We start from the raw sequence: 13,855 nt of genomic DNA on the forward strand, positions 1-13,855 counted from the left end.
TCGCAGATGGCTCGAAGTTTCGCACGCTGACAGTTGTCGATGTATTCACGAAAGAAGCCCTGGCCATCGAAGTTGGTCAACGGTTGAGGGGAGAGCACGTGGTGTCGGCACTCAATCGTATCGCGGCCAAACGCGGCGCTCCTCGGCATATTTTTGTAGACAACGGCAGTGAGTTTTCCGGGCGATTGCTCGACATGTGGGCATATCACCACAAGTCGAAAATCGATTTCAGTCGCCCAGGAAAGCCCACGGACAATTGCCACATTGAGACGTTTAACGGATCATTCCGTGATGAATGCTTGAACGTGCATTGGTTCGAGACGCTGGACGAAGCGAAAGCGATTATCGAGGTATGGCGCGGGGACTACAACGAGAGTCGGCCTCACTCAGCTCTCAAAGAGATGGCGCCGGCCGAATTCGCCCGACAATTGGTGTTTTTACCCGGGTCGACTTGACCCGATACGCCGAAAAACTCGCTCTGGATTTGGTACAGAAAACCCAAGCGGATCACAACGCCGAAAAACTCACTCTGGATTTGGTCCGGAAAACCCAAGCGGATCCGTCCAGGAACAGGAGACGAGAGTCACTGCAGAATCCTCTCCGCGCTCCTTGGCCAACGCAGCAGCGGCCAGCACATCGCGCCGAGGATAATTAGCGTGGGCACGGTCAAGCTCAAACCTAGCATCATTCGCGCATGCTCCTCAAACCCAATTGCCGCCACCCCAAACGCCGGCATGAGTCCGGCCGTCACCGTGTTGCCAAGCGTTGCATGTAGTGCGGAGGCAAACGAAATGTCCTTAACGCCACAGCAACTGCGCAATGTTGCTGTTATCGCGTTGCTGAGCGCTCCGAACGAACCACCAAGAAGGAGCATGGCCGCTCCCGTAGATGTCGGGTTTCCGTTTGACAGCATCAGCCCGATCGCAATCAGTACCCCAATCGAAGCCGCACAGGCCGCGATGGCCGGGCGCGACACGCGCGTGAGTGCAATGCCCGAGAGCACCCCACCGACACAAAGGCCAACAGTTGCAGTCAGCACGATTGACGATACCGAGGTTTGTGTCGTCAATCCACCTAAAACGAGATATCGGCTTCCCCACGCCGAAAAAATGAAGATGTACATAAAGTAGTAGGCTGAGAATGCCGCGAGCGTGGGCGCTAAATGTGCAATTAGAGCGAGGCGGTTTCTGGCAGTCAGCCTCTGCGAACGTACTTTTGAAGCAGGCTGCGGGGTGGGTCTGGTCAGCCAGCCGTAAGTCATTAAGCCAAGTAACGTAATCAGCACGAAAAACGGCACCAGCAATGAAAAGCGCCAGCCAAGAGCTCCAGCCCCGATGGCTAATGGCAGCGTGGAGGCCGAAACGCCCAAGTATCCCGCCAACTGCACCGTGGACATCATTAGGGCAAAGCGATTCTCACGAAATTCACTGGATGCGACTTTGATCAATGCGCTGTAGACAAAGGCGTCGCCAACGGCTGTCACGATACGAGCTAGGAGCAGAACAGCAAAATGTCTAGCGAGAATGACCAGCATCAGACCAAATGCAGACATGCATAAGCTGAAGAGCAGCACTGGCCGCGCCCCGAAACGGTCGACGGTCATCCCCGCGGGCAACTGCGCTGCGAGATACGCGAGCAGGTAGGCAGATGCGCCATAGCCATACTCAACCCACGAGATCGACACATCCGCCACCATCTCAGCTCCGATCGTGGCTGGATAGGTTCGTTGAAACATCGCCACCGAATATGCAATGGCGCAGAGGCAGAAAAAAACCTGGCCACCAGCAGCTTTCTCAGTCGAATCCCGCAGATCTGTTGGTTCTACGTGTTCTCGCATTGCCCCCTCCCACAGTGGCCCCACCAAGCCCACCAACGCATTTTCAGTCGGCCACTACTTCGAAGATTTCCATTGCGAGAGTGTTCGTTTGATCTAGCAGGCTGACCCGGTCCAGGCCTGCTGGCCAAAACCATTCAACGTGTCCCTCTCGTGTCTCAAAATTCGAGGCGTGCGCGGCGGTAATGTCACCCACCCCCTTGTACAAAGCGATCTCGCATACTCCTGATGGGACGGACGGAGTGCGTATTGTCTTTATAACTCCGGGCGGCGCCTTCAAGAACGAAATGGCAGCCACGCCTCGCTGCCGTGGTTCGGTGAGCTCGAAATCGAAATCATTGGCATAGGCGTGAGCGTGAAGTGCATAGAGATCAATTCCAAGCGCTTTGTGGACAAGGTCAACAATCTTGCCACCCGCCGGCCGTGCCCCCACCTCCACCACAAAGGGCTTTCCCGACACGATGCGAAGCTCCACGTGTGCCACACCCCGATCGATGCCGAGTGCTCTACAAGCTCGTTCGGCCTGGCGCTTGAGCGCATCACTATCGTCGCCGGCATAGGGCACGATATGTCCAATTTCCGCAAAAAATGGCGGAGGGGAAAGTTGCTTGTCAGTAACGGCGATTGCCCTCGCGGCAGATGGAGTGCACGAAACCTCAACCGAAACCTCTCGTTCAGCGTCGAGATACTCCTCGAGGTGCAGGCGTGTTGGATCGATGTGGAGGATGGCGCAATAGCGAGCGAGAATATCTCTGGCCTCTTTGATGGCAACATCAAGTTCCGCACGGTTCGACACCAGCTTTACCCCGCCGCTCCCACCGAATGTCGTAGGTTTGAATATGAGTCTGTGATTGCCACACCAGACGAATCGATCCACGTCCTCCCCTGACGCCACTGTCCGGGCAACATTCAAGCCAGCATCGGCGAGTGCCCGTTTCATGACCAGCTTGTCCCGGCACCGTAGAATCACAGCCTCATCAAGAAACGGCAGGCCGTACGTGCGAGCGATAGCTGCACATGCCGGCAGAACAAAGTCATTGACTGGAACGATCGCGTGGAGTCGTCGACCAGAGCGTTGATGGAACTCCTGGACCGCTTCTAATGCGGCATCAGGATTCAACAAATACGGCCCCACAATAACGTCGTCGGCCAGCGCAAAGGCGGCACGCCGCGTCTGCGCGAATGGATGACCGGGATACGCCAGCAATACGATTGGCTTCCTCAATGCCCGAGCCGTCGAAACAATGGCGCGTTCGCGAGTGGCAAGGTCTGCACCAACGAGCAGCACATATTCTTCATCATTCATTCTCTGCCCCCTTGTGCGTGCTAAGCAGCATCGACCGCCAACTGGCTCGGAAAGCGCTCGTTGAGCGTGTTTAGGTAGCTCTCCGAGGTGTGCAACCGGAACAACGCACCGCGCACCATCTCCACACGCGCAGCGAAAGCCTGTTGGGCGAGCGGGGTCACCACATCGCGGTACCAGCGCTCCGTGTGATGACCATCGACCTCGATGTGCAGTAAGTGATAGTCCGCGCCCTTGCGAGAAAGGCCCACACGTTCCCACCCCTTCTCCAACGCGCGGAACCGGTCTGGAACCAGTTGTTCGGTCGCAGCAAAGTACCCGATCCCCAGATAGAAGAATTCTCGACGCAACGACAGCATGGTCTGCAGGTTCCCGCAAATCAATGCCTCCAGCGTCAACGCATCGTCGGTCTCTGTGTGCTCGATGCCGAAGCTCTTGAGTGCCTCCTGGAACAATGACGAATGCAAGAGATTGTGGTCCCCCTCACCCATTTCGTCCCAATAATTGGCCGCTATCTCGAGTTTTGCGGATGTAGGGGCACCAATTTGCAGTGCCGCAAGAAAATCGTCGGTGTTGGCGTCAATCGCTGACTCCTGAACCAGATAGAAGCGAATATCTTCGATGGTCGCTTCTTCTGCGAGGTAGCGCGTGTAGGCGACATGGCTGCCGGCCGGATGGAGTGCAACAAGATCGTGCAGCCACTCGCCAAATTGACTCGAATCAGGCACATCGACCGGCATATTCGCTACGATCGATTGGTCGAGCGTAGCGATGAATGCGTTCTCCAGGATGAAGCGCAGTCTCGTCATCGTAGCTGCTCCTTCCGCGCTACGAACTCCCGCAGGTGGCACATGAGTCAGCACCGTGTAGATGCCCGCCAGCAACTTGTGAGCAGCATAGCGCTCGCCCAGAGGACCACGCGCCAAGCCTTGCTGGATCTCAAGCTCAAGCAATTTCCACCCGCCCAGGTCATTCACAGCGGCTTCGATCAGTCTATCCATGTCGACTGCATTGCCAGTGAAGCAGGAAGCGACGATCTTATAAAGACTTTGAATACGAGCGTTCACAGGAGTCTCCTGAGATGCGGATCAGTTCTCAATCAGGACGTGCCTGACGGCGGATTCAACAAAGGTACAGGCAAGGGAATCAACATCGGACTCGGTATGACATGCGGAGATGAAAAAGGGCTCTTCGATCGTCGGGGGAATCGCAAACCCTGCCTCCAGCAGATCCGCGAAAATCTTCCGGAACACGGTTTTGTCTTGGAGGGACACGTCGTTGTATCCTTTCATCCCATCGGGGCGATCACAGAGCACCGGCGTCACAAGCGAGCCGAAATGCTGGGCGCCAAACTTGAGTCCGGAGGCATGGAAGCCGTCGCGCAACAGGCACGCCAGTCTGTCCGCCAATGCACAGATCCGCACATGTACGTCGTCTCTCTCAAGGACTTCCAACTGAGCCAACCCAGCAGCCATCGTCAACGGGCTGCCAGCAAAGGTTCCCCCTTGAAACACGCTGCCCTTCGAGACGAGCAATGACATCAACTCCTTCCTGCCACCAAAGGCACCAACGGGTAATCCGCCGCCAATGATCTTTCCGAATGTGATCAGATCAGGCATCACTTCGAGGGAGTCAGCTACGGGGCCGAATCTATGGCGAAAAGCCGAGACGACTTCATCAAAGATCAACACGATCCCGCTGCGGGTGGCTAGTTCGCGCACACCTTGCAGGAAGCCTGGCATTGGCGGTATCACGCCCATATTCGAGGGTACCGGCTCGAGAATGATGGCGGCCGCCGAGCCGTCAGCCTGCGCGATTGCATCCTGAACAGATGCCAAATCGTTGAATTCGGCCAAGAAAGTCGAAAAGGCATTTACTTGGTCTACGCCGTTTCGCACAGTGCTCGCCGATGCAGATTCCGCACGCATGTGTGGCTTGCTCGCGCCGCTTAGCAAAGCATCCGAATGACCGTGGTAGCCTCCGCGGATCTTAATGACGCCGTTCCGGCCGGTGTAGGCACGTGCAATACGTAAGGCCGTCATCGTGGCCTCAGTGCCGGAACAGGTGAAACGGACCGAATCCAGACCGCGGATCGTCTGGAGGATCCGCTCCGCCAAGGCGTATTCACTGCGCGTCGGCGCACCGTACACTGTGCCCTTGGCGAACTGCGTGTTCACCGCTGCCTGAATTTCGGGGTGGCCGTGACCGAGAATGGCCGGACCAAGGCCACAGACGAAATCGACGAAGCGATTTCCATCTTCGTCGATCAGGTACTTCCCTTCCCCTCCGTTGATGAATAGCGGCCCACCATCCACCTCCGAGAATGCTCGTCCTGGCGAGCTGACTCCACCGGGAAGTAACATCTGACCTCGCGCGAACAGCTTGCGCGAGCTATCACGCGGGATTCTGCTGCCAAGCCGATAATCCATTCTCGTTATTCCTCTCTTCAACGTTGATGTCACTACCAAGTAATGCCAGCGCTATTTGGAAATATGCCGACGGACGTGCGGAAAAACACTCAGGAGGTGATCGACCGAATATCTCATTTATCGCGGAGGGTGGTGGTAGAACGGCTAGGAGAATACGTGCGTCCTCTCCGCGGCTTTCGCGCAATGTCTTCAGGAACCGCTGATAGCCGACGAATTCGTAAGATAAATTCATCATATGTTCAGCAGTACGAAATATCATGTCGATAGAAAAAGCCGTTTCTGCCATCCCATCTATCCACGCCGCCCCAAGTGATGCATTTCCATCTCGGCATTCGGCAACAGCCCGCGCCACCAAAGTTTGTGCTGCGACGTCGACCGACACGCCCACTACGTCCCCGACGTCTAGTGGGGCGATTCGGTGTTCATGGCAATATCGGAAAAAGCGCAGAATGACCGACTTTCGATTACCGTGTCCGGTTCTCACCGAAGGTAGGACATCGCCCAATCGCAAAATAGCCGCATCAAGACCGGAGCGTGCGGCGGCTAGTACCAATTGTTCGCTCACGATTTTCGTTGTTGCGTAACCGTTCAACCCATCACGAGTCAACGCGCCAACGGGAACGTGACAGATTTCACCAGTTCCGAGCACGCTATCGGCTCGCTCAGCGACCATTGACGACACGTAGACCAACCGCTTCGGAGTATCCTCGGAACACAGGTCAATCACCTGTTGCGTGCCAATCACATTTGCGGCCCGCAATGCTCTATAGGACGAGAGGAAATTGACGTTAGCCCCTGCGTGAATGACGGTGTCGGTCTTGACGGCGATGCGCTGCCACGTCGGCGCATCCCATCCGAACGAGCGTCGCGACAGGTCACTTGGCAATGCCTCGACCCGGTGCTGAAGCGATTCTAGATTGATCCCCGCGCACGCGATCTCACGAGCCAATCGTGTCCATGCGTCTTCGCGCGATTGAGCGCGGACCATTGCCGTTACATGAGCGGTCGTCTGCGTTAGAAGCGTGGCTAATGTGTGAATGCCGAGAAATCCCGAGCTCCCAGTCAGGACAATATGACGTTGCCTAGGGGCTCGGACCACTCGACGAATCGGCGAGAACTCCGGTACAGGCTCGAACTCGACGTCCGCGGGGACCGATGTAGCCGGCGCCTCCACGTAGCGAGCCAGCATCCGAGCGGACGGATGATCGTACAGCGTCTGCAACGGCAACTTGATGCCCAGCTTTCTCTCAACATCGACCAGGAAATGGACGGCCTCGAGGGAATCCCCACCGAGTTCGAAGAAATTACTGTCTGCCGACACACTGGCTGCACCGAACCAGCGCTTGAATGCCCCCAATAAAAGTCCTTCAAGCGTATCGACGTCTGCCCCATCCAAATCGTTCGCAGCACTCTCTGCGAACATTCGCGCGATCTGCTTCTTGTCGACCTTGCCCGTCGCGGTTCGCGGCACCGACTCTAGGCAGAGAATTACTGCAGGAAGATGAGTGGCCGGCAGACCCCGTTTGAGAGCCTTCCAGATTTCATCAACTGTGACAGTCTGCGCAGTCGAATACGCCAAACCAACTGACGGCTCCCCATGGTCGCGACAAAACGAGAATGCATGAAAATCCGCCTTTCCACCGAATGCCTTGCGCGCCGTGCATTCGATCTCTCCGAGTTCCACGCGTACGCCACGGACCTTGACCTGGTCGTCGAAGCGACCGTGGTATTCGAGTAGTCCGAGCGCGTTGATAGAACCCATGTCGCCGGTGCGATAGACACGCTCACCCGGAACATCTGCAAAGGGATTCAATGGAAACGCGGTTTCTGTCAACTCCGACTGACCGAGATACCCCGCACCAACGCATTCGCCACCCACAACGATCTCTCCCAACTGACCATCAGGCAACGGACGTAACATTTCGTCGCAGATTCGAACGAAGGTGTTGTCAATCGGTTTCCCTAGGGGGATTCGATCGCCTGGATCTCCGCTCACGAAGTGAAAAACCATACCGATGGAAGCTTCGGTATGACCATACGTGTTCACGAGTTGAACGTCCGGTAGCAGTTCCATGAACTCCCGGACCGAGACGGCATCCAGTTCTTCGCCACCGATAATGAGATAGCGCAATGAGCGAAGGCTGTCACGAGAGATCTCACCACGTCGGAGAGCAATAACGAGCAGACGAAAGAGCGACGGAACGAAATCGGTCATCGTGATTCCGTGACGAGCGATCAGATCGGCAGTTCTGCATACGTCGGCGGGCCTATGGTCCGAATCGATGAACAACGTACCTTGACTGCAAAGCGGCCAAAGAATCTGCCAAATCGACGAATCAAACAGATGGGCGCTGTTCTGTAATACCCGATGTCCTCGACCGAAGGTCTTCGTCATGTAAGAGAGCCGATTCGCGACCCCCCGATGACGGTTCAATGCACATTTTGGCGTGCCGGTGCTGCCGGACGTGAAGAAACCATAAAGCAGTGCGCCGGGGTTCGGAGCGTTGCACGGCGTCAGCAGCGACGCGCCATCGACGATCTGATCATCGGATATGTCTACCTGAAATGCCGGGAGCTCACCACGCGTGAGCGTATGCGTGTCTGTGAGACAGAACTCGCCTCTTGCGCGAGTTAGCATGCGGACATACTCGAGGCGCTCTGACGGCCACCCCCGGTCGACGGGCACCAGAACCGCTCCCGTGCTAGCACAGGTGAGCCACGCCAACGGCAGTGCGAGATCTCGCTCGATCGGGCAGAGAATATAGTCCCCTTGGCCGACCCCATCCCGCTGCATGCGTGCTGCCAGCAGCAGTGCCCCTCGCGTTAATGCAGCGCAACTGATTCGCTTCCCCTGGCCTTCTATGACAATGCGCTGCGGATCCGCCTTGGCAGCCTCCCAGACCTGCTCGACGATCGATTCAGAGTGACTCCAATACTCCTCTGATATTGATGCATGAGACATCGTTTCTCCTGGTATTAACAGCGACGCAAACTGCTTACCAATGATTCTCTCCACCTGCATGCACTTGCTTATCGAATAGTTTGTGGTGCTTTTGTCTCCAGAAATCCCAGCATCGCAGATGGATTTGATCCATGAAGAAACTCAGCCTTGTCCAAACGGGCCTACCTACCGCTGAACGTGGGGCTTAGCAATCTTCGAGCGCCATCAGGTCATGTATGGTTTGTCGGCGCCGGATCAATTTCTCTTGCGACCCGTCCCACAGAATCTCTGGCGCGAGCGGTTTGCTGTTGTAGTTCGACGACATGGAGGCACCGTAGGCGCCGGCATCGTGGAAGATCAGATGGTCGCCAACGCGCGGCTCGGACATTAAGCGATCTTCGATTACACCACCAATACCTTGCGTAAAAACGTCCCCAGCCTCACATAGCGGCCCTCCGACTGCAAGGCGTCCGATCGGCCTTTCCCCAGCTTCCGTCCCCTTGGCAGGCAGTACGGAGATCTCGTGATAGCTGCCATACATTGAAGGGCGTACTAAGTCGTTAAATCCGGCATCGACCAGCACGAAGCGGTGTTCCGGCGTCTGCTTCACCGCAAGGACCTCCGAGACCAAAATTCCTGCCTCGGCCAATAGAAACCGGCCTGGTTCAATCTCCAGTCTGACGTCATGCCCGAGATGTCGTTCGACCTCACGGCGTGCCTCGTCCCACAACCGGAAGTAATGATTGGTATCAATGCTTACGTCACCGTCCATGTATGGCACTGACAGTCCGCCACCTGCCGAGATCGCATGAAAGTCACAATCAATCTTGCGGGCAACCTCCACCAACGCTACGCAGACACGGGCGAGATGGTCATAGTCCACTCCCGATCCGATATGCATGTGAATGCCTTCCAAGCGCAGCCCATACTTTTTCACCAAGGCAACGGCCTTGCCTACATCCGTGTGCCATATCCCATGCTTGCTGTGAGGGCCACCGGTGTTCGTCTTGTTGCTATGTCCGTGACCGAAGCCCGGGTTCACTCGAATCCATACCCCGTGCGCGGGTGCGTTAGCCCCAAGGTATTCGAGCATGTCCAGTGATCCGGCATTGACGCTGATGCCATGACGCAACACCAAGGCCAGCGTTTTTTTGTCGATTACATCGGCCGTAAAAACAACACCGGGCGGGTTGCTCCGGGCATCAAAGCCCGCAGCAACGCTGCGCTCCACCTCTCCTGCCGACACCGCGTCCACGACAACACCCTGCGCCAACATTAGCTTGAGAATATGGACGTTCGAGTTAGCCTTCTGCGCATAACGAATGACATCGAATTGGCGAAGATCCGCAATGCGGCGCCGGATTCTCGAACTGTCGTAGATCCACAAAGGGGATCCATACTTAGTCACCAACTCATGTACCGGAATGTCCTCGCCTAATGCCGTCACGTTACCCGCCGTATTGGAATGCTATTGCACGGATCATGCCGACTATCCACGCGCGGGTAAAATATCAAAATATCGTTGTTCTATTCATTCCTGATATAGAGACGCCATGACGCTTACGCACAGGCATGTCGAAGTGTTTCGCGCATTGATGACGACCAGCAGCGTGACAAAAGCAGCCGCCCTATTGTTCACATCGCAACCCACTGTCAGCCGGGAGTTGGCACGCATAGAGCAGGTGATCGGATTCAAATTGTTCGACCGGGCCGATGGCAGGCTCCGGCCCACTGCCGCCGCGTTGGTGCTCTTCGAGGAAGTCAAGCAGTTCTATGTGGGTCTTGAGCGGGTAACTTCCACGGCAGCACACCTACGCGCCTTCAGAGGTGGTGAGCTCTCCGTGCTGACGCTCCCCGTTTTCTCTCAAACTTTGCTTCCCGGGGCCTGTCGTACGTTCTTCGAGGAACGTGCAGATGCCACGATTTCGATTGATGTCCAGGAGTCCCCGTTTCTTGAGGAGTGGCTGTCAGCTCAGCGGTTCGATCTTGGATTAACCGAACAGGACAAAGCCCCCCCCGGGACTCACTTGGAGCCACTTCTCGAAATTGACGAAGTTTGCGTGCTGCCCGATGGTCACCCGCTGCTCGAGAAGCGCCGAATTGCACTCGCCGATTTTTCCGGGATGTACTTCGTTAGTCTCGCGTCAACAGACCCATACCGTTTGCTATGGGATGCGACTTTCGCCCGGCAGGGAGTCAATCGCCGCTTGGTGATGGAAGCACCGACGGCTGCTTCCGTTTGCAGCCTTGTGCGAAAAGGGCTTGGACTTTCGATAGTGAACCCTCTTACGGCAATAGAGTTCGTCGAATACGGTCTCCACATTCGACCAGTAGAAGTATCCATTCCGTTCCGGGTAAACCTTCTTTTTGCGGAGCACCGACCGGAGAACCGGCTCGTCACCCCCTTCATTCGCGCGTTGCGCGAGGAAGTCACAGTCATCAGCACAGAACTTGAGCGAACGACATCGTCATCAAAATACGCGCAATAGGCGTGAGCGATGACATGTCGAGCTTATCGAGCAACCGTGCGTTGCTGTTTGGAATAGCTGTCTAACCTCCCCGTAAATTAGCCCGTCATGCGCTGTTCGTACTGAGCCGGTGGAGTTGCCCCTGTAATCCAGGACACAGCGTCACACTGAGGTTGCCGAATGTAGTGGTCAGGTAATCCCCTCGAAAAACCGGAGGGATCGGAAGTGGAATTTTCTCGTTGAGGAAGTTCTACGGAATGAAGAAGTCGAGATTCACGGATAGCCAGATCATGAACGCGCTCAAGCGCGTGGCGGCTGGGCTAGTGGCGCCGGACCTGTGCCGGGAGTTGGGCATCAGCACGGCAACGTTCTACAAATGGCGCTCGAAGTACGGCGGCATGGACGTGTCGCTGATCGCGCGGATGAAGGAACTGGAAGCCGAGAACGCGCGGCTGCGCAAGATGTACGTCGAGGAAAAGCTCAAGGCGGAGATCGTAGTCGTCGAGCAGTCGGGGATTCAGGCGGGGAGCGGTGGCTTTGACGTCAACGTAACGGGCAATACCGATCTGAAGGGTGCGTATATAGCCAGCACGGCAGACGCGTCGAAGAATCAACTGACGACGGGTACGCTGACGTTCTCCGATATGGAGAACCACTCGGACTACAGCGCGAACAGCTTCGGCGTTGGCGGCGGGTTCACGATGGGCAACGGTGGAGCGAACGAGCGCACGACGGGGCCGACGTCGGGCAAGAACACCGGTGGCATTTCGCCGATGCTGCCGCAGTCGGAGAGCGGCAGCGAGCGGGGCACGACGCGAAGTGGCGTAAGCGGTGGCACCATCACGCTAACGAACGGCGCGAGCCAGACGCAAGATCTGGCAAGCCTGAATCGCGACACGACAAACCTGAATGACACAGTCAGTCGCACGCCGGATCTGCAGAATTTGCTCAACGACCAGTCGCGATTGATGGCAGCGGCGACGGCGGCCGGGGAGGCGGTGGCGCGGGATATCGGGTCGTATGCGAATAGGAAGGAAGAGGAAGCTAAGGAGAAGGCGAAAAACACCGAAGACCCCACGTTGAAGGCCCAGTACTTGCAAGAGGCAAAGGACTGGTCGGAGGGCGGGGATTATCGCGCGGCGATGCACGCGGCCGGAGGCGCGATTGTTGCGGGGTTGGGCGGAGGTAATGCCTTGGGTGCTGGCTTGATGTCAAAGCTCGGCGGCGTGTTGAATGATCTGAGCAACAAGATTCAGGATGCCCATCCGACGGGCAATGCGGATATCGATCAAGCGCTGGCGCAAATCGTGACGACTGGGCTCGGAACGGCCATTGGTGCAGCGGCCGGTGGGACTTCTGGGGCTTTCACCGGGTTTAATACTGATCGGTTCAATCGGCAGTTGTATCCGGACGAGTATAAGAAGGCTGCAGGATATGCAAAGGTTGTCGCCAAGGAGCTTGGCATAAGTGAGGCCGAAGCGGAGGGGCGAGTCCTCGCCGAAATGTTGCGAAATTCGGACAAGCAGACAGCCGAAGCGTCTGGAGGAAAGCATGACTACGACATTCGGCGCGTTGTTGGTTGTCAGAACTTGAATTGCGCCGGAGATGTGAATGATCCTCAATATGCGAATCATGACTTCAATAGTCATTACATAAAATCGAATGAGGCGGCATATAACTTGGGCCAGGAACAGTTGGGGCGCGGTCAGACGTATGGTGAATTGGTGACGTCGAATATGAAGAAGGATCCAGTGGGATCGACGTTGGCGGGCGTGGGGATGATTGGTCTAGGTCTGGTGATGGGCGGTCCGCTTGCGTCAGCGGGGCTGATGGGGACGGGCGGACTCCTTGGGTTAGGCGCTAATGGAGGTGTCCAACCGATGGGTGATCGGCCGTTTGACTGGACTAGCTTTGCGTTGGCTGGAGCGACGGGCGCAGCATCGACGGGGATGAAGGTTATTCCTGTAGCTCTCACGGGAGTTGGTGGTGCGTTGACTGGTTCTGCACTGCAAGGCCAGAATCCGAATTCAGCGATGGCTGGCGCATTGGGAGGGACGGCGATCGGGTATCCGATTGGCTCCAGAATTCAAGGTAGTCTCAATGTAGTGGTCTAATTTCCCCGGACACCAATTTAGGCGAGAATACTCGCCATGAAGAGGTGTCTGATGAGCAAGCAACGTCGTACGTTTTCCCCTGAGTTCAAGCGCAGTGCTGCGTCGCTGGTCCTCGACCAGAGCTATAGCCACGTCGATGCCAGCCGGTCGGTCGGCGTTGCGGAATCGGTTCTGCGTCGCTGGGTTCAACAATTGCATCAGGAACGCCACGGCATCACGCCTCAGAGTCCTGCAATGACGCCAGAGCAGCAGTGCATCCAGGAGCTGGAAGCGCGGGTTGAACGCCTCGAGAGGGAGAAGACCATTTTAAAAAAAGCTACTGCGCTGCTGATGTCGGAAGGGATAGAACGTACGAAATAATCGACCAGTTCGGCGACGGCGTATCGGTAGCAATGTTGTGTGAGTTGTTCGACATACCCCGGTCGTGCTTTTACGCATACAGACATCGTCGGGAACGGGTTGACATGGCGCGAATAGCACTACGCAGCCGCGTGCACGAGTTGTTTGTCGAGAGCCGCAGTTCGGCAGGCAGCCGCAGCATCATGGGCATGCTGCGCGAGCAAGGCACGACGGTTGGGCGCTTTAAGGTTAGCCGTCTGATGGATGAGCTCGGCTTGATTTGCAAGCAACCTGGCAACCACGCATACAAGCGCGCCACGGTGGAGCGCATCGACATTCCCAACGTCCTGAATCGGGAGTTCGACGTGGCTACGCCGAATCAGGTCTGGTGCGGCGACATCACGTATTTATGGGCGCAGGGGCGCTG

The 13,855-nt window shown here is 56.5% G+C and carries 8 protein-coding genes and 2 pseudogenes; 4 read left to right on the forward strand and 6 right to left on the reverse strand.

Annotation, left to right across the window (positions count from 1 at the left end; translation table 11 throughout):
• Nucleotides 1–455 (forward strand): IS3 family transposase (locus C266_RS12460; protein WP_010806594.1); only part of this gene is annotated, 455 nt, incomplete at its 5' end.
• A gap of 128 nt (nt 456–583) precedes the next feature.
• Here the strand turns inward: C266_RS12460 and C266_RS12465 are convergent.
• The 6 genes from C266_RS12465 to lysA all read right to left on the reverse strand — a co-directional run bounded on the left by C266_RS12465 (nt 584) and on the right by lysA (nt 9,933).
• Entirely contained in the window at nt 584–1,837 is a 1,254-nt protein-coding gene (locus C266_RS12465) for an MFS transporter (RefSeq protein WP_144265809.1), read from the reverse strand.
• Nucleotides 1,838–1,880: 43 nt separating this feature from the next.
• Nucleotides 1,881–3,140, reverse strand: a complete 1,260-nt coding sequence (locus C266_RS12470) for an acetyl-CoA carboxylase biotin carboxylase subunit family protein (protein WP_010806596.1) — start codon at nt 3,138–3,140, stop codon at nt 1,881–1,883.
• A 20-nt stretch (nt 3,141–3,160) separates the two neighbouring features.
• The gene (locus tag C266_RS26190) at nt 3,161–4,204 is read right to left on the reverse strand and encodes an iron-containing redox enzyme family protein (protein WP_010806597.1); all 1,044 of its coding nucleotides are present in this window, start codon (nt 4,202–4,204) and stop codon (nt 3,161–3,163) included.
• Nucleotides 4,205–4,225: 21 nt separating this feature from the next.
• Entirely contained in the window at nt 4,226–5,566 is a 1,341-nt protein-coding gene (locus tag C266_RS12480) for an aspartate aminotransferase family protein (RefSeq protein WP_010806598.1), read from the reverse strand.
• Nucleotides 5,532–8,528: an AMP-binding protein gene (locus tag C266_RS12485; RefSeq protein WP_168162908.1), complete on the reverse strand. Its 2,997-nt coding sequence runs from the start codon at nt 8,526–8,528 to the stop codon at nt 5,532–5,534. Before C266_RS12485 ends, C266_RS12480 begins: the two co-directional genes overlap by 35 nt.
• A gap of 184 nt (nt 8,529–8,712) precedes the next feature.
• On the reverse strand, nt 8,713–9,933 hold the full coding sequence (gene lysA / locus C266_RS12490) for a diaminopimelate decarboxylase (RefSeq protein WP_036662813.1): 1,221 nt from the start codon (nt 9,931–9,933) through the stop codon (nt 8,713–8,715).
• 127 nt (nt 9,934–10,060) lie between these two features.
• Between lysA and C266_RS12495 the strand changes: the two genes are divergently transcribed.
• From C266_RS12495 to C266_RS28080, 3 genes and pseudogenes are all read left to right on the forward strand, one after another.
• Nucleotides 10,061–10,996, forward strand: a complete 936-nt coding sequence (locus tag C266_RS12495; protein ID WP_010806601.1) for a LysR family transcriptional regulator — start codon at nt 10,061–10,063, stop codon at nt 10,994–10,996.
• A 236-nt stretch (nt 10,997–11,232) separates the two neighbouring features.
• Nucleotides 11,233–11,472, forward strand: a pseudogene (locus tag C266_RS28075) (transposase); the annotation flags it as partial.
• 1,668 nt (nt 11,473–13,140) lie between these two features.
• Nucleotides 13,141–13,855 (forward strand): annotated as a pseudogene (locus C266_RS28080) (IS3 family transposase); the annotation flags it as partial.

It is taken from the genome of Pandoraea sp. SD6-2 (assembly GCF_000389825.1).
In the GTDB taxonomy this organism is placed as follows: domain Bacteria; phylum Pseudomonadota; class Gammaproteobacteria; order Burkholderiales; family Burkholderiaceae; genus Pandoraea; species Pandoraea communis.